At 36.1% G+C, this 17,766-nt stretch carries 13 protein-coding genes and 1 other annotated feature; of the genes, 11 read left to right on the top strand and 2 right to left on the bottom strand.

The features are described 5' to 3' along the window. Nucleotides 1-524 precede the first annotated feature (524 nt). A complete protein-coding gene (gene tgt, locus DFR56_RS11075) occupies nt 525-1,661 on the top strand; it encodes a tRNA guanosine(34) transglycosylase Tgt (protein ID WP_110395503.1) in 1,137 nt (378 codons plus the stop codon). A 14-nt stretch (nt 1,662-1,675) separates the two neighbouring features. Beyond that, a complete protein-coding gene (gene yajC, locus DFR56_RS11070; protein ID WP_110395502.1) occupies nt 1,676-1,939 on the top strand; it encodes a preprotein translocase subunit YajC in 264 nt (87 codons plus the stop codon). Between the two features lie 263 nt (nt 1,940-2,202). Here the strand turns inward: yajC and DFR56_RS11065 are convergent, their stop codons facing one another. Beyond that, nucleotides 2,203-2,586, bottom strand: a complete 384-nt coding sequence (locus DFR56_RS11065) for a TIGR04086 family membrane protein (RefSeq protein WP_110395501.1) — start codon at nt 2,584-2,586, stop codon at nt 2,203-2,205. Between the two features lie 724 nt (nt 2,587-3,310). After that, entirely contained in the window at nt 3,311-4,861 is a 1,551-nt protein-coding gene (gene spoVB, locus DFR56_RS11060) for a stage V sporulation protein B (RefSeq protein WP_110395500.1), read from the bottom strand. Nucleotides 4,862-4,994: 133 nt separating this feature from the next. Between spoVB and DFR56_RS11055 the strand changes: the two genes are divergently transcribed. From DFR56_RS11055 to aspS, 9 genes are all read left to right on the top strand, one after another. Then, complete coding sequence (locus DFR56_RS11055; protein ID WP_110395499.1) at nt 4,995-5,291, top strand: post-transcriptional regulator; 297 nt, start codon at nt 4,995-4,997, stop codon at nt 5,289-5,291. A gap of 41 nt (nt 5,292-5,332) precedes the next feature. Continuing rightward, on the top strand, nt 5,333-7,591 hold the full coding sequence (gene secDF, locus DFR56_RS11050) for a protein translocase subunit SecDF (RefSeq protein WP_110395498.1): 2,259 nt from the start codon (nt 5,333-5,335) through the stop codon (nt 7,589-7,591). A gap of 17 nt (nt 7,592-7,608) precedes the next feature. Next, nucleotides 7,609-7,905 carry a LapA family protein gene (locus DFR56_RS11045; protein WP_110395497.1) on the top strand — a complete coding sequence of 99 codons (297 nt, stop codon included), beginning with the start codon at nt 7,609-7,611 and terminating at the stop codon, nt 7,903-7,905. A 459-nt stretch (nt 7,906-8,364) separates the two neighbouring features. Beyond that, nucleotides 8,365-10,680 (top strand): single-stranded-DNA-specific exonuclease RecJ, encoded by a 2,316-nt coding sequence (gene recJ / locus DFR56_RS11040; protein ID WP_110395496.1) that lies wholly within the window; start codon nt 8,365-8,367, stop codon nt 10,678-10,680. Further along, nucleotides 10,670-11,185, top strand: a complete 516-nt coding sequence (locus DFR56_RS11035; RefSeq protein WP_110395495.1) for an adenine phosphoribosyltransferase — start codon at nt 10,670-10,672, stop codon at nt 11,183-11,185. Before recJ ends, DFR56_RS11035 begins: the two co-directional genes overlap by 11 nt. A gap of 29 nt (nt 11,186-11,214) precedes the next feature. Continuing rightward, on the top strand, nt 11,215-13,422 hold the full coding sequence (locus DFR56_RS11030; protein WP_110395494.1) for a RelA/SpoT family protein: 2,208 nt from the start codon (nt 11,215-11,217) through the stop codon (nt 13,420-13,422). A gap of 164 nt (nt 13,423-13,586) precedes the next feature. Then, entirely contained in the window at nt 13,587-14,051 is a 465-nt protein-coding gene (gene dtd / locus DFR56_RS11025; protein WP_110395493.1) for a D-aminoacyl-tRNA deacylase, read from the top strand. A 59-nt stretch (nt 14,052-14,110) separates the two neighbouring features. Next, nucleotides 14,111-14,315, top strand: a binding site (T-box leader). A 62-nt stretch (nt 14,316-14,377) separates the two neighbouring features. Continuing rightward, nucleotides 14,378-15,655, top strand: coding sequence for a histidine--tRNA ligase (gene hisS / locus DFR56_RS11020; protein ID WP_110395492.1), 1,278 nt, complete (start codon nt 14,378-14,380; stop codon nt 15,653-15,655). Next, nucleotides 15,655-17,430 carry an aspartate--tRNA ligase gene (gene aspS, locus DFR56_RS11015; RefSeq protein WP_110395491.1) on the top strand — a complete coding sequence of 592 codons (1,776 nt, stop codon included), beginning with the start codon at nt 15,655-15,657 and terminating at the stop codon, nt 17,428-17,430. The genes hisS and aspS overlap by 1 nt, the downstream gene beginning before the upstream one ends. Nucleotides 17,431-17,766 lie beyond the last annotated feature (336 nt).

Here is a 17,766-nt window from a genome sequence, read left to right as displayed (position 1 = left end):
TTTCTTACTACCTATGTATAACTTGCTAAGTTTATTGCTATTATCACGCATTTGATATAAACTGCGCAGTAACTTAGGGGGCTACTGAGCAACTAAAATGTGTTCCATGCTACCGTTGTCTTCCGCGAAATGTGACATGCTTTCCGCGGGCACGGCTTCAGCCTCCTCGGAAGAAAACCGCTTCCTGCGGGAGGAAAGGCCTCGGAGAGACCCCGCAATGAGCGTAGCGAATGAGGAGGCTCACCAGCCGCCCGCGGTAAAGGAGACACTGTGAAAACAAGCGATAGCGCAGGTTGAACAGATGTCGCTCTTATGCCCTGTGGTGAAAGCGGAGTGTATTTCCGTAGCGACGGTACGTTCACTACTAAAAGTTACTGCGCAGTTTATTTCTTAATATGTAATAAAACAACAAATCTATTTGGTAGGAGAAGTATTCGCAGGACCCAATCTTAACCAAGCGAATTGTTTGAACTCATTTTATTGGAGCGAAAGTTGAGTTACTAACCTTAAAAAGGATGACAAAAATGGCAATCACTTATGAATTAATCAAAACGTGTAAACAGACTGGAGCAAGACTTGGGAAAGTTCATACACCCCATGGTAGTTTTGATACCCCAATGTTTATGCCGGTAGGAACTCTTGCAACAGTCAAAACGATGAGTCCTGAAGAACTGATTCAGATGGATGCGCAAATTATTTTATCAAACACATATCATTTATGGTTAAGACCTGGGGAAGATATTGTAAAAGAAGCAGGGGGTTTACACCGTTTTATGAACTGGGATCGTCCTATTCTAACTGACTCTGGTGGTTTCCAAGTATTTAGCCTAAGTAAAATTCGCGATATTACCGAAGAAGGTGTTCATTTTCGCCATCATTTGAGTGGAGAAAAATTATTTTTCTCACCCGAAAAAGCGATGCAAGTGCAAAATGATTTAGGGCCAGATATTATGATGGTTTTAGATGAATGTCCTCCATATCCAGCAACATACGACTATATGGAACAATCAATTAATCGGACGACAAGGTGGGCAGAACGCTGTTTACAGGCACATAAGCGAAAAGAAGACCAAGCGTTGTTCGGTATTATTCAAGGTGGCGAGTATGAAGACCTTCGTAAACAGAGTGCGAAAGATTTAATTTCCTTGGACTTTCCGGGGTATGCGATAGGTGGACTTTCTGTCGGTGAGCCGAAAGAAATCATGAATGAAATGTTAGAAGTAACGACACCACTTATGCCAAGTAACAAACCACGTTATCTAATGGGGGTTGGCTCGCCAGATTCATTAATTGATGGAGCAATACGTGGAATTGATATGTTTGATTGTGTGTTACCGACTCGAATAGCTAGAAATGGGACTTGCATGACTTCTAGTGGTAGACTTGTCGTCAGAAATGCTAAATATGCCCGTGATTTCTCACCGATTGATCAAAATTGTGAGTGTTATACCTGTCAAAATTATACACGCGCCTATATTCGTCATTTAATAAATACAAATGAAATATTAGGTTTTAGACTTACCACTTACCATAATCTCTATTTTCTGTTAAAATTAATGAAGCAAGTCCGAACTGCAATAAGTGAAGATCGACTTGGTGACTTTAAAGAAGTCTTTTTTGAACAATATGGCTTCAATGAACATAAGCCAAAAAACTTTTAGAAAGGAGGAAAAAGATGAATACACTTATACAACTTTCACCGATCCTTTTAATGTTTGTCATTTTTTACTTTTTGCTTATTAGACCTCAGCAAAAAAGGCAAAAGGCAGTAAGGGAAATGCAAGGAGCTTTACAAAAAGGTGATAAAATTGTCACGATTGGTGGTTTGCATGGTGTTGTGGATGCGATTGATGAAGATTCGATTGTCATTAGTTGTAACAACAATACGAAACTAACTTTTGACCGTGCTGCGGTACGTGAAGTAAAGCAAGATGTGTAATTAAATAAAATACATATGGAATTTGGTTGTCTAAAAGATTGTAAAATCGTTGAAAAGGCTCATTTTCATAAGTGAGAGCGAATCCTATCCGAAAATTGTCCGATCCTCCCAAAAAGTTTGAGACGAACAGGGCAAGTACCGTATAGTTTTCACCTCGTGCCGAATAACCTCTTTCAACGATTTTATCATGTAGAACTAGAGGGAAGTAATAATCATGTCTTCCTTTTCATGAACGCGCTTTTAGGACAACCTTTTTTCGTTCGTTATGCCTTTTTATTCGAAACGATCAAGTTCACACCAATAATGCTCCCGATCATTGCAGCTAAAATATATGTAATATGAAAGATAAGCTGCTGGAGCGAAAACATAGCGTTATACCCTAAATATTGAATGAAAAAGGTAAGCAAAGTAAAACCTATACCTGTTAAACTACCCAAAATCCACCCTTTTTCTTTTCCTTTCAATCCTGCAATAACGCCTCCAATAAATAATGATAATAGTCCAATCGTTAATGTAATATAGGATAAAGTAAACTCTGAAACGTTCGTAAAACGAATAAGAACGGATAATAACATGCTAGATAAAAGAACAAGTACTAAAATGGCAACCCAACCATACACGATCGCCATGAGATGATTGTTTTTCATCTTTGTCCCTCCTTTTACATTATATTTATTCATGTACTTGTAAAATAGACATCATTTGGACAGGAATTCGTAAAAAAGTTATTTGAATGACTCAACTTTCTCATAGTGAATTGGATAGAAAACCTTTGTACAATGGAATAGTACCAGTGTTGACTTTAACTAGTTTGGTTAAGAGCAGTATGTTTACATCTAGACTCTACCTGATTTTTTCGTTTAAACAGTTTCTACCAGTATGCAATTGAACGAAACTGCGCAGTAAGTTAATTTGCTATTCTGGCTAGAACGACAGTAACAGCACCGTTGATTTCCGCTATGGACAGTCGCTTTCCGCGGGCACGGCTTCAGCCTCCTCGCGGAAAAACCGCCGCTGCGGGGTCTTCAGATACGTGCTTTCCCGCAGGAGTCGGCTGTCCTAAGCTCCAATCAACTATACCTAAGGTGAACGATATGATTACACTCATAAACAAATAAACGTAATGAGTGACAATACCCACCTAAGCGTAGTGCATTTCCGTAGCGGTCTGACAATTGCTATCCTAAGTTATTGCGCAGTTTATCTTTTATATGTAACAAATAAATCTATTACGTAGGAGAAAGTAATTGCAGTCCTCCTCTTTGGGAACACCTCTTAGTTACAGGGGCTAAATGTATCATTAGAAATGCTCCAAATCTTGACGAAGCAAACCATTTAAACTTTTAATGGTGCGAAAGTTGAGTAAATGACTTAAAGAAAGTTTTTTACAATCGGAATTTGTTTTAACTCTTCTTTTGTGATGAACCTTAATAATATAACGAGAATGATATAAATGACCGTTAAAATGATTAAAATGAGCATGAAGGAGACGATTTGGTCTACGCTATTTGCAAATAGCGTTTTTAACATAAACCCGAATAAGTAAGTAGAAACAAGTAATGTAATCATTTTTACCACATCTTTTAGTTGTAATGTAAATTGAATCGCTTTATACAATGCTCCTAAATGAAGTAAAGTAATGAGCACAACACTTGTACTAATGGCAATCGCAACACCCATGATACCAATTTGATCATTGGAAGCGAGCAAAAATAATGTGATAAATTTAACAACGGATCCAATCAAACTATTCCACATCGCTTCTTTTGCTAAATCAAGTGCAAATAAAGCAGACTGAAGTGGTGCTTGTATATAAAGCAATAAAAAAAATGGTGCCATTAGAATGATATATTTACTTGCGTTACTTGTATCATACATATATGTTAAAATAGGTATAGAAAATAAGGAGAAGATAATGGTAGCTAATGCACCAGAAGCAAATGAAATTCGAATTGCCTGGTGAATACGATAATGTACTAATCGTTCATCACCGTGTGCTTCAGATTCAGCAATTGACGGTACGAGAGCAATAGATAGAGAATTAGTAATAAAGGTTGGTAAAAATAAAAGTGGCATCGCATAACCAGTTAATTCTCCATACTGTTTCGTTGCCTCTCTTGTTGCAACACCTGCAATCGCTAAACTTTGAGCTACTAAAATAGGTTCCAAAAATCCTGCAAAGGAACTAATCAATTTACTGCCAGTGTTAGGAAGGGCAATCGAAAATAGTTCTTGGCGTGTTTTTTTGCTTCCTTTTAAAAATGCAAAAAATTGATGCCTAACTTTGACAATCTTTTTTCTTTTAAATGAAAAGAATAGATAGGCTAATGATGCAATTTCACCAATGATCACGCTAATCATTGCACCTGTAGCAGCGAATTCAACGCCATATGGTAGCAATAGGGAAACAAGAATAAATACAGCAGAAATACGAACGATTTGTTCAATAACAATCGCATAGCTCTGTGGTTTCATATTTTGCATTCCTTGAAAGTAGCCTTTAATGACCGACGTGATCGCAATAATAGGTACGACCGGACTAACAGCTAAAAGTGGATATAACGTTCGGCTATCAGTTAGTAAATAATTTGCCACAAATGGAGCAAGAATGATCATACAAGTAGTAAAAAAGATACTTGTACATGCTATAATAAGAAAGGATAATGAAATAATTTGTTTAATTTTAAACATATCATTTTTTGCGTTTGCTTCAGCAACTCGTTTCGAGATGGAAATTGGTAAGCCTATTTGTGTTAATGTAATGATAAGAAATAAAGAAGGTAATGCCATCATATATAAACCAACACCTTCTTCACCCATTAACCGTGCAACAACAATTCGATTAACAAAACCTAAAAGTCTTGTTATCATTCCAGCAATAATTAACATCATTGTTCCACGGATAAACGATTGTTTAGTCAAAGTAAACGCCCTACTTTCTAATCATTAAAAATAGCTTTACAATCATATATATGCTAGATAGTAGGTCAAGCATGACAAGCAATCAAAAGAATTATATAAAACTAAGTGGAATTGAATCTTAGGAGGAATGTCTATGGAAGTAAAGTCGATCAAAGAATGGAAAGCTGTCATATATCCAGCCTTAAAAAGTAAGCAAAGTGAATTCAAATTAATTGGCTATTCAGATGTAACAGTTGATGAAATTTGGCGCTGTTTAGAAAGTAAAGTTTGGAAAGGCAATCCGACGAAACGATTACATGAAGTCATCCAAGACATTTTTCATCTTCCAGCAACTACATATATGAATTTTATGACGGTCGATGCTTTACATGCCGATGAAGCTGATTTAATGAGCTCTATTCAAGCACTGACAGGACAAAATAATGAATGATAACAATCTGATAAATTTGGTATAAAGAGAGGAATTATTGTATGAAAAAAAGAGGTAGAATTATTGCCTTTCTATTAATTGTTCTTATTTTCGCTGGAACAATTAGTACGACGGTTACAGGAATAAGTAAGAAAATAAATCTTGGTCTTGATCTGCAAGGTGGTTTCGAAATATTATATGAGGTAGAACCAGTCGATAAAAGCCAAGAAGTTGATCGAACACTTCTTGAGGCAACAGTACAAACATTAAATGATCGTGTAAACCGACTTGGAATAAGTGAAACTGTTATTGACATTGAAGGGGAAGATCGAATACGTGTGCAGCTTGCTGGTGTAGAAGATCAGGAAACGGCTCGCGAGATGTTATCAACATCGGCTTTATTATCATTTCGAGATGTGAATGACAAAGAACTTTTAGCTGGTTCTGATATAAAAGAAGGAAGTGCAAAACAAGATTTTGATCCAAACACAAATAAACCAATGGTTACTTTGCAATTGAAAGATGCAAATAAATTCGGTCAAGCAACGACTGAAGTTTTAAACATGGGTGCACCTAATAACTTACTTGTTATATGGATGGACTTTCAAGAGGGGGATTCATTCGAGGAAGAAGTACAAAAAGCTGATCCGAAATTTATATCCGCACCTTCTGTTTCTGAACCATTGCATACGACGAATGTTCAAATTACTGGCAATTTTACAGTAGAAGAAGCTCAACGGCTAGCTGATATTATTAATGCTGGTTCACTGCCAGTACATATGACAGAGCTTTATTCAACTTCTGTTGGGGCACAATTTGGTGAAAAGGCATTAAACCAAACGGTTTTTGCTGGAATTATAGGGATTAGTATTATCTTTTTATTTATGATTATTGTGTATCGATTTCCAGGGTTTATCGCGGGAATTAACGTAGCGATATACATTTATCTTATTTTATTAGTGTTTCAATTAATGAATGGAGTACTGACTTTGCCAGGTATTGCTGCCCTTATTTTAGGGGTCGGTATGGCAGTAGATGCAAACGTACTTACATTTGAACGGATTAAAGAGGAGTTAAGACAAGGTAAATCAGTGGTAGCATCGTTTAAAGCTGGTGGAAAAAACTCCCTCGTTACTATTTTAGATGCTAATATTACGACAATGCTTGCTGCAGCAGTTCTATTTATTTTTGGAACGAGTTCGATCAAAGGTTTTGCAACGATGTTAATCGTCAGTATTTTGGTGAGCTTTTTAACTGCAGTATATGGCACAAGATTATTATTAGGATTATGGGTTAATAGTGGCTTTTTGACGAAGCGAAAAAGTTGGTTTGGTGTGAAAAAGGAGCAAATTCACGATATTTCTTCCAACAAGGAAGTAGACCCGACTATCTTTAATCACCGTGTCGATATTGTTAAACATCGGAAGAAAATATTTATGACAACGATTATTATTACGATCATCGGAACAATATCCCTTCTCTTTTTCAAGCTTAATCCAGGGATTGACTTTACGAGTGGATCGCGTGTGGAAGTGTTGTCGGATACTAGTTTAACAACGATAGAGATAGAAGAGGATCTTCAAGAGTTAGGGCTAGAAGCTAAATCAATCGTCTTATCTGGCGAAAATAGTGAAATAGCTGTGATTCGTTATGATTCTGTTCTTGCTGATCAAGATATTACAACCATGAAAAATTATTTTACGGATAAATATGTCCATGAACCGAGTATAAGTGTTGTTTCGCCAATAGTTGGGCAAGAACTTGTGAAAAATGCTATTTATGCCCTTGCAATTGCATCGATAGGAATGGTTATTTATGTTACATTACGATTTGAATTTTTCTTTGCAATAACCGCGATTATTACGCTACTCCATGATGTGTTTTTCATGCTCGTCATTTTTAGTATTACGAGGATAGAATTTGATGTAACGATAGTAGCAGCAATCCTAACGATAGTTGGGTACGCGATCAATAATACGATCGTTGTATTTGACCGGATAAGGGAAAATATTCGCGCTAAAAATAAACGAATAAAATCATCGAAAGAACTAGCAAAAATAATTAATGATAGTTTAATCCAAACGTTCATGCGTAGTATTAATACGACGATAACAACACTAATTGCTGTATTTGCGTTTCTTATCTTAGGTGCACAATCAATCTTTGGATTTGCCATTGCACTTGTGACCGGATTAATAGCTGGAGCCTATTCATCGTTATTTTTAGCATCCCAACTATGGCTTGCATGGCGGGGAAATAAACTAAAGAATAAGCCGATTGATTTTAGGAAAAAGAAACGTGTAGAAGGACCACAAGTATAAGGGAAGGTTGATGAACCATGAAAGGACAAACGTATGTTATTTTAACGATTATCTTCATTATTGTTATTTCTGTATTTGCAGTTTTAAATGTTGGAGCAGTTGAAGTAAATTATGTATTTTGGCGTGGTTCATCACCACTTATTTTTGTCATTTTATTTTCTGTATTACTCGGAGGCATTTTAACGACTGTTGTAGGAAGTAAAAAATATTTTCGTTTAAAAAGAGAAAATAAGCAATTACGAGAACAGGTTAATCATAAAGAATTAGACGAATTAAACGGATTAAATAAAGATGAAGATGAAAGTAATAAATAAGTTTTAGAGGTTGTTCAAAAAGTCCAACAAAAATGGGACATCGAATTTCTGCGTTGGCAGGTAAGAAAGGATAAATCCTTTCTTGACTGCATAAGTGCAACTTTAGTTCTCGTTATAAAAGCGTAGCGAAAGCAAGTTTTCTAGCTTGCCTTTTTAGGTACTCACGTATGTAAAAGCTATAGAGGATCTTCCGTTACATTCGCCCACGTCCTGGGATTGGGACTGCGCTAAATGCTCGTCCCATCGAAAAGCGTTTGTGACCAACGCCCGACACTAGCACGTCCTGAGCGTCGTGGGCAACACGGAAGTCATCACATCCTGTGAAAGTCCGTTCCCAGGAGCTGCGCCGCCTTGAACTTCTCAGGTCTTCTTTTACCGGCCTTTTTGAACACGCACTTATAGAGAAGTAGTCCTTGCTCTGACAAACAATAAGAATTTATATTTACGGGGAGTGACTTTATGTTAAAGAGTAAGGCAAATTGGAAATTTAGCAATGGGACAGATCAAAATGATTCTTCTAACTCGATGATCGATTCTTTATTCCAAGAGAGAGGCATTTTAACGATAGAAGATAAAGAACATTTTTTACATCCGTCATTAGAAAAGATTCAATCACCAACGAATTTTCACCAAATCGAAAAGGCGAAAGAGCGCATTTTTAAGGCGATTGAACAAGATGAAAAAATGATCGTTTATGGTGATTATGACGCTGATGGCGTTACATCAACTGCTGTACTAATGTCTGCTCTCATGGAGCTTGGTGCTAATTGTGATTATTATATCCCAAATCGTTTTGAAGAAGGATATGGGCTTCATGAAGTAGCGATGAAAAAGCTTTCTAATCAAGGAGTTTCCGTTATCATTACGGTAGACACAGGTATTGCTAATACAGTGGAAGCTGATTTTGCCAAAGTGTTAGGAATGGATCTAATTATAACAGATCATCATGAAATTCAAGATGAAATTCCTGATGCTTATGCTATTATTCATCCTAAAACATCGCCTAATTATTCGTTTAAGCAATTGGCGGGAGTAGGTGTAGCGTTTCAATTTGCTCATTATTTATTAGATTATATGCCGACCCATTTACTCGATTTGGTTGCTATTGGTACAATTGCCGATTTAGTACCCTTACTCGGTGAAAATCGGATTTTTGCCTATCACGGAATAAAACAATTAGCAAAAACCGAAAATATCGGTATTCAAGTATTAAAAAAACATTGTAAATTAATGGATGATGTAACGGAAAGGGATATTGGGTTTATCATCGCCCCAAGATTAAATGCTGTTGGAAGAATAGCAGATGCGAATATTGCTGTAGACTTACTTTTAACCGAAGATGAGGAAGAAGCTATTCAAATCGCCGAGTATATCGAAAAATTGAACACAGAACGACAGCAAATAGTGAATAAAATAGTGAAAGAAGCAGAACAACATGTAAATGATGAAGATGGTATCATTATTTTATACGATGAAAATTGGCATGAAGGAGTACTAGGGATTGCGGCATCTCGCCTTGTAAAGCGATATGACCGCCCTGTTATGATGCTTACATATAAGAAAGAAACAGATGAGTTAAAAGGTTCAGCTAGAAGTATTCCGGCTTTTAATTTATTTGACCATTGTATGGCAATCAACGATCTTTTCACTAATTTTGGGGGACATTCACAAGCAGCGGGCATGACATTCCCACTGGAACATTTAGAACAAATAAAAACGATTTTAAATGAAAAGATTTTTGAACAATTGTCTCCGGATGATTTTAAACAAGAAATCCAAATTAGTCAGTCGATTGCGATCACGCAAATGACAGAGGAATTAGTTCAGCAAATAAATATGTTTGCTCCATTTGGAATGAAAAATGAGGAACCTGTTTTTCATTTGAAAAAAATACCTACTCAACTTAGACAAATCGGACAGGATAAAAATCATTTAAAATTACAGTTTAAGCAGAAAGATATAGTAGTTGATGCAATTGGGTTTCGAATGGGGCATTTATTTTATTATATTTCCCCTAATACAGAAGTTTCTGTTGTTGGGAAATTACAATTGAATGAATGGAATGGGAATAAAACAGTCCAAATCCTACTTGATGATATTGCGGTGAATGAATGGCAATTATTCGATTATCGTGGTAGGCGACATGATAAAAATATCGTTCCATATCTTTCCCATTTCAAAAATAATACAGTTGTTGTAAATAGTAATAAACAAATAGATGATGTAATCGGTTATGAAGATGTACATATTTTCACATATGAATCAGATGTATCCACGATAAGAAAATCAGATATACTTTATCTATATGATTTACCGTACGATTTGGATATTTTACGGAAGATTATTCAACAAGCAAATCCTTCCTGTATTCATGTTAGTTACGGGGTAACAGAGGATGCCTATTTACAAACGTTGCCAACCCGTGACGATTTTAAATGGTTATATGGTTATTTAGTAAAATATAGTCCAATTCATTTAAAAGTCGATTTACCCAAAGTAGTCCATATGAAAAAGTGGACGAATGAGCGAGTTGTATTCATCTTAAAAGTATTTTTAGATTTGAAGTTTATTACCGTTCAAGATGATGTCATTTATGTGAATAAAAATAGTGAAAAAACTGATTTACATCAATCGCGAACATATCAATTACGATTAAAGCAAAGCAACATTGAAAAAACATTGTATTATTCGACTTATGATGAATTAAAACAATGGTTAGAACAAAACGTAACATTCGATCGTACGAATAGGGAGGAATTACTTCATGAATTATAAAGAACATATTACAATTGTTGAAAACTGGCCCAAAGAAGGGGTACAATTTAAAGACATTACACCACTTATGGCAAATGGAGAAGTATTTAAAGCGGCTGTCGATGATATTGCTACATTCGCGAAAGAAAAAGAGATCGATTTAATTGTTGGTCCAGAAGCAAGGGGATTTATCATTGGCTGCCCTGTTGCTTATAAGTTAGAAGTTGGCTTTATTCCGGTTAGAAAAGAAGGTAAATTGCCACGTGAAGTCGTAAAAGTAGATTACGGTTTAGAATATGGTGAAAATGTTTTAACGGTTCATAAAGATGCTGTAAAAAAAGGTCAACGAGTGTTAATTACGGATGATTTATTAGCAACTGGTGGTACAATAGAAGCTACCATTAAACTTGTTGAACAACTTGGTGGCATTGTCGTTGGCTGCGCATTTTTAATTGAATTAGGCTATTTAAACGGAATGAGTAAATTAAAAGAGTATGATGTGTTAACATTAATGAAATACGAATAATATATTTAACCGTGAATAAAGGTGATAACGTGTCTAAGGATAAGAACATAACAATCGATGACATTGTAACAAATGCTAAATCCTATTTATCTGAAGAAGATGTCGGTTTTATATTCCGTGCATATGAGTTCGCTAAGAAAGCACATGAAGGGCAATATCGTAAATCGGGAGAGCCGTATATTGTTCATCCTGTTCAAGTTGCAGGTATTTTGGTTGATTTAGAAATGGATCCTGAAACGATAGCCGGAGGATTTTTGCACGATGTAGTAGAAGATACGGATACAGGATTAGAGGAGATAGAAGCTGCTTTCAATTCTGAAGTGGCAATGCTCGTCGATGGAGTTACAAAACTAGGGAAAATTAAATATAAATCAAAAGAAGCACAACAAGCGGAAAATCACCGGAAAATGTTTGTTGCGATGGCAAAAGATATTCGAGTCATTTTAATTAAACTTGCGGATCGACTTCATAATATGCGGACATTGAAACATTTACCGTCTGACAAACAACGTCGCATTGCCAATGAAACGCTCGAAATTTTTGCGCCGTTAGCTCATAGGCTAGGAATGTCGACGATTAAATGGGAATTAGAAGATACGGCGCTGCGATATTTAAATCCACAGCAATATTATCGAATCGTCCAATTGATGAAACAAAAGCGGGATCAACGTGAATCTTATATTGATGATGTCATGAACGCTATAGCAAACGAGCTTGCGAGTATGAGAATAGAAGCAGAGATTTCTGGACGCCCAAAACATATTTATAGTACGTATCGCAAAATGAAGACACAAAATGTTCAGTTTAATGAAATTTATGATTTATTAGCAGTACGGGTCATTGTGAATAGTATTAAGGATTGTTATGCTGTTCTTGGCATTATTCATACGTATTGGAAGCCGATGCCTGGTAGATTTAAAGATTATATTGCTATGCCTAAAGCTAATCTTTATCAATCCCTTCACACGACAGTCATTGGGCCACAAGGGGAACCACTAGAAGTTCAAATTAGAACAAAAGATATGCATAAAATTGCCGAATATGGTATTGCAGCACATTGGGCCTATAAAGAAGGAAAGCAAATCAAGACAAATAGAACATCTTTTGCGGAAAAATTAACATGGTTTAGAGAAATATTAGATTGGCAAAATGAAACCCATGATGCCGAGGAATTTGTCGAGTCTTTAAAGATAGATTTATTTTCTGATATGGTGTATGTATTTACTCCAAAAGGAGATGTAATTGAACTTCCATCCGGCTCTATTCCATTAGATTTTGCCTACCGAATCCATACGGAAATTGGAAATAAAACGGTTGGAGCACGCATTAACGGAAAGATGGAGCCGCTTGATTATCAATTGAAAAACGGGGATATTGTTGAGATTATTACGTCAAGACACTCTTACGGACCTTCCCAAGATTGGTTAAAACTAACCCAATCGTCGCAAGCGAAAAATAAAATCAAACAATTTTTCAAAAAACAGCGTAAAGAAGAGAATATTGATAAAGGGAAGGAAGAAATTGAAAAGGGAATAAAAGAACTAGGGTTTACCCCAAAAGAAGTATTAACTTCAGAAAATATTAAAAAGATTTGTAAAAAGTTTAATTTTGTAAATGAAGAAGATCTCTATGCCGCTGTCGGCTATCAAGGAATTACGGCATCCCTTATTGTTACTCGATTAACTGACCAGCTTCGTAAGGAAAAAGAAAGCGAACAAAACTTAGAACAAAAAATTGAAGAAGTACAAAGTAATGTACAGGAAAAATCAGGGACAACCGATAAACGAGATTCTGGAATTGCTGTTGAAGGCGTTGATAATGTGTTAGTAAGGTTATCGCGATGTTGCAATCCAGTACCAAATGATGAAATTGTCGGCTATATTACTAAAGGACGAGGAGTTTCTGTACACAGAAAAGATTGTCCTAATATCCAAACAGACGAAGCGAGAGAGCGATTTTTAGAAGTAAAATGGAAAAATGCTAAATATAGTACGAAAGAATACTATTTAGATCTTGAAATATCAGGATATGATCGTCATGGATTATTAAATGAAGTACTTCAAGTCGTAAATGAAACAAATACACAAATAGCTTCTGTAAGTGGAAAGGCTGATAAAAATAAAATTGCCCATATCCATCTTACCGTATTAATTAAAAATACAGATCATTTACGACATGTTGTTCATCGTATCAAGCAGGTAAAAGATATTTATGCGGTGACACGCACAATTCAATAACGACTATTTAGTACGTTCCAAAAATCCGAAAATTGCGTGTTCAAAAAGGATGATAAAAAGGAGCAAGAAGTTCAAGCCAACACAGAAATTCGATGTGTCATTTTTGTTGAACTTTTTGAACAACTACTAAAAACTTTAATGTTGATGTTGAAGGAGTAATGACTGTGAGGGTAGTAATTCAACGTTCTAAACGAGCAAATGTGAAAGTGAACAATGAAATAATTGGAGAAATAGATAGTGGTTTAGTCATCTTACTTGGTGTTGCACATGACGATACAACTGCGGATATCGATGCTTTAGTAAATAAAATAATCCATCTTCGTATATTTGAAGACGAGGACCATAGATTAAACTTATCGTTAACAGATAAAAAGGGAAGTATTTTATCTATTTCACAATTTACCTTATATGCTGATGTCCGAAAAGGAAGACGACCTAGCTTTATCAAAGCAGCTGAACCTAAAAATGCTGAGAAATTGTATGATACATTTAATGAAAAATTACGAGAAAACGGGATCCATGTGGAAACAGGAGAATTTGGTGCCATGATGGATGTTGAGTTAATTAATGATGGTCCTGTTACAATCATCATGGAAACGAAAGATGGTAAAATAATCGATCCCGCTTAAATCTTGACATTTTTTATTTTAAAACTTATGATGATAACGATCATGATAAATGAACGAATAGAAATCCTAAGACGGAAAAAGTAATTAGGAACAAGATGAAAAGAGAGAAAATAGCTTGGCTGAAACTATTTTCACATTTTTGCCTAATGAAAGACATTCCATGAGGAGCGAGTAAAAGACGTGTAACAGGCGTTAACTGTCAAAGCGAATGCTCAAAAGAGTAGCATTAATGAGGGTGGCAACGCGGGTAATCTCGTCCCTTTATTCTACGTAAAGTGAATAAAGGGACGGGATTTTTTAATTGAAATTTTAGGAGGTATACAACGATGAAAATGAAAGCGCCACGGGGAACGGTAGATTTATTACCTGAACAAACGGTGAAATGGCAATATGTTGAGAATGTATTACGTGAAATATGTAAAACTTTTAATTACGAAGAAATTAGAACACCTGTTTTTGAGCATACAGAAGTTTTTCAACGCGGTGTTGGGGATACAACTGATATTGTACAAAAAGAAATGTACACATTTGATGATCGGGGCGGAAGAAGTATTACGCTTAGACCTGAAGGAACTGCCGGTGTTGTCCGCGCTTATATTGAACATAAGTTATATGGTTCACCGATTCAACCGACCAAATTATTTTATTTTTCTCAATTATTTCGTTATGAACGACCACAACAAGGTAGGATGAGGCAATTAAATCAATTTGGTGTGGAAGTACTCGGGAGTGCTGATCCAAGTGTGGATGCCGAAGTTATTGCGCTTGCGATGACAGCTTATAAGAAGGTAGGGTTAAAAAATATTAAGCTCGTTATTAATAGCCTAGGTGATACAGAAAGTAGAAATGCGCACCGTGAAGCTTTAATAAAACACTTTACACCACATATGGATGAGTTATGCGCAGATTGTAATAGCCGTTTAACGAAAAATCCACTGAGAATTTTAGATTGTAAAACAGATATGGATCATCCAGCGATGAAAAACGCACCTTCTGTGTTGGATTATTTAAACGATGAATCGAAAGAATATTTTACCAAAGTAAAAACATATTTAGATGCATTAGATATCGCTTATGAAGTGGATCCAACCCTCGTTCGCGGACTTGATTATTACAACCATACTGCCTTTGAAATTATGAGTGAAGCAGAAGGGTTTGGTGCGATTACAACATTACTCGGTGGAGGAAGGTATAACGGTTTAGCAGAACAGTTAGGGGGACCAAGTACGCCAGGTATAGGATTTGGTATGGGACTTGAACGTTTACAATTAGCCCTTGAAGCTGAAAAGATTACTTTACCGATCAAAAAAGAATTGGATGTTTTCTTCGTTACGATTGGAGATGTCCAAAAAGAAACTGTTCAACTCATCCAACAGTTACGGACTAACGGTTTACGAGTGGATAAGGATTACCAAGAAAGAAAAATAAAGGCACAGTTTAAAGCGGCTGATCGTCTCCGAGCGAACTTTGTCGTCATTTTAGGGGAGGAAGAACTAGAAAAAAATGTCGTTAATGTTCGTTCGATGGAAACAGGAGATCAAATCGAAGTTCCTATTGATCAATTAGTTGAAACAATGAAGACAAAATGTGGAGGAGAAAAATAATGGCAGAACGAAACCATGCAGGTATATTAACAGAAAAAAATGTAGATGAAATAGTAACACTAAAAGGGTGGGTACACAGAAGACGTGATTTAGGAGAACTAATTTTTATCGATTTACGAGATCAATCAGGGATTGTTCAAATTGTATTTAACCCGGATTACTCTAAAGAAGCATTACAAGTCGCCGAAACGTTGCGTAGTGAATTTGTGATTCAAGTTACAGGAAAAGTGATTAAGCGAGATGAAGCTACCATTAATCCTAATTTACCAACTGGAACAATCGAAGTAACTGTTTCTCATATAGAAATATTAAATAAATCGAAAAATTTACCGTTTTTAATTCATGAAGCTGCAGACGTTTCAGATGATTTACGTCTCAAATATCGTTATATTGATTTACGTCGTACTGATTTACAAGATACATTTAAAAAACGTCACCAAATTACCCAATCTGTTCGGAACTTTTTAAACAGTAATGATTTTTTGGAAATGGAAACTCCAATATTAACGAAAAGTACACCAGAAGGTGCAAGAGACTACTTAGTTCCAAGCCGTGTTCATCCAGGTGAGTTTTACGCGTTACCGCAATCACCGCAACTTTTCAAACAGTTATTAATGATGAGTGGTTTCGAAAAATATTATCAAATAGCTCGTTGTTTCCGTGATGAAGATTTGCGAGCAGATCGTCAGCCTGAATTTACACAAATTGATATTGAAACAGCATTTCTATCGAGCGAAGAGATTATTGAACTTGTTGAAAAAATGATGCAACAAGTGATGAAAGATGTCCTTGATATGGAAGTTACAACTCCATTTCCACGAATTAGTTACCATGAAGCCATGGAACGATACGGATCTGATAAACCAGATACAAGATTTGGCATGGAACTAATTCATGTAACAGATATCGTTGAAAACTGTAGTTTTAAAGTATTTAGCGGTCCTGCAAAAAGTGGTGGAAAAGTTGCCTTATTAAATATTAAAGGAAATGCTGATCAATTTACACGAAAAGAAATTGATGGAGAATTAACGGATTATGTGAAAACGTACGGTGCAAAAGGATTAGCATGGATAAAAATTGCCGATGGTGATTTGACAGGACCAATTGCAAAATTCTTCTCTGAGGAAGAAAAAGCGCAACTAATAGAAAGAGCAAATGCTGAAGATGGAGACTTACTCTTATTTGGTGCTGATAAAGCAAAAGTTGTTTATGATAGTTTAGGTGCTTTACGACTCAAATTAGCAAAAGATCTCCATTTAATTGATGAAACTTTATTTAATTTCTTATGGGTTGTTGATTGGCCGTTACTTGAATATGACGAAGAGGCAAATCGTTATGTGGCAGCCCATCATCCATTTACCTCACCAGTAGAAGATGACATCGATCAATTAACGACTGACCCTGCAAATGTGCGAGCAAATGCGTATGATATCGTCTTAAATGGGTATGAATTAGGTGGAGGCTCGGTAAGAATTAACAAACGTGAACTCCAAAATAAGATGTTTGAAGTGTTAGGCTTTACAGAAGAATCCGCTCGCGAACAATTTGGCTTTTTATTAGATGCACTTGAATATGGAGCTCCACCACATGGAGGAGTTGCACTTGGATTAGACCGAATTGTCATGTTGTTAGCGAATAAATCGAATATTAGGGACACTATTTTATTCCCGAAAACAGCATCCGCTTCAGATCTTTTAACAGATGCACCAAGTGAAGTTAGTGATACACAACTTGAAGAATTATCAATTGCAAAAATCGTTGAAGAAGAGGAATAAAAGTAAAAAAAGAGAGTGGAACATAACAAAACGTTCCACTCCAAAGTCGAACGATTACAGGATCGAAAATTTACGTATTACTTTTACAGCAGTTGGATGATAAATATAAATGTAGTTGAAATAAACTGTGCAGCAACTTAGGGTAGCAATTGTCAGACCGCTACGGAAATGCACTACGCTTTCACCACAGGGCATAAGAGCGACATCTGTTCAACCTGCGCTATCGCTTGTTTTCACAGTGTCTCCTTTACCGTGGACGGCTGATAAGCTCCTCACTTGCTTTGCTCGTTGCGAGGTCTCGTCGTCTTCGATTTCTCCCTTCGCTAAGGAGTGTCA

Source organism: Pseudogracilibacillus auburnensis (assembly GCF_003201975.1).
In the GTDB taxonomy this organism is placed as follows: domain Bacteria; phylum Bacillota; class Bacilli; order Bacillales; family Amphibacillaceae; genus Pseudogracilibacillus; species Pseudogracilibacillus auburnensis.
The sequence above is the reverse complement of the archived record's forward strand: the minus strand, read 5'-3'. Positions and strand labels throughout refer to the sequence as shown.

Bases quoted from the DNA above. Each gene is read 5' to 3' on its own strand.
- tgt (WP_110395503.1), top strand. From the start codon at position 525: ATGGCAATCACTTATGAATTAATCAAAACGTGTAAACAGACTGGAGCA.
- yajC (WP_110395502.1), top strand. From the start codon at position 1,676: ATGAATACACTTATACAACTTTCACCGATCCTTTTAATGTTTGTCATT.
- DFR56_RS11065 (WP_110395501.1), bottom strand. From the start codon at position 2,586: ATGAAAAACAATCATCTCATGGCGATCGTGTATGGTTGGGTTGCCATT.
- DFR56_RS11055 (WP_110395499.1), top strand. From the start codon at position 4,995: ATGGAAGTAAAGTCGATCAAAGAATGGAAAGCTGTCATATATCCAGCC.
- secDF (WP_110395498.1), top strand. From the start codon at position 5,333: ATGAAAAAAAGAGGTAGAATTATTGCCTTTCTATTAATTGTTCTTATT.
- DFR56_RS11045 (WP_110395497.1), top strand. From the start codon at position 7,609: ATGAAAGGACAAACGTATGTTATTTTAACGATTATCTTCATTATTGTT.
- recJ (WP_110395496.1), top strand. From the start codon at position 8,365: ATGTTAAAGAGTAAGGCAAATTGGAAATTTAGCAATGGGACAGATCAA.
- DFR56_RS11035 (WP_110395495.1), top strand. From the start codon at position 10,670: ATGAATTATAAAGAACATATTACAATTGTTGAAAACTGGCCCAAAGAA.
- hisS (WP_110395492.1), top strand. From the start codon at position 14,378: ATGAAAATGAAAGCGCCACGGGGAACGGTAGATTTATTACCTGAACAA.
- aspS (WP_110395491.1), top strand. From the start codon at position 15,655: ATGGCAGAACGAAACCATGCAGGTATATTAACAGAAAAAAATGTAGAT.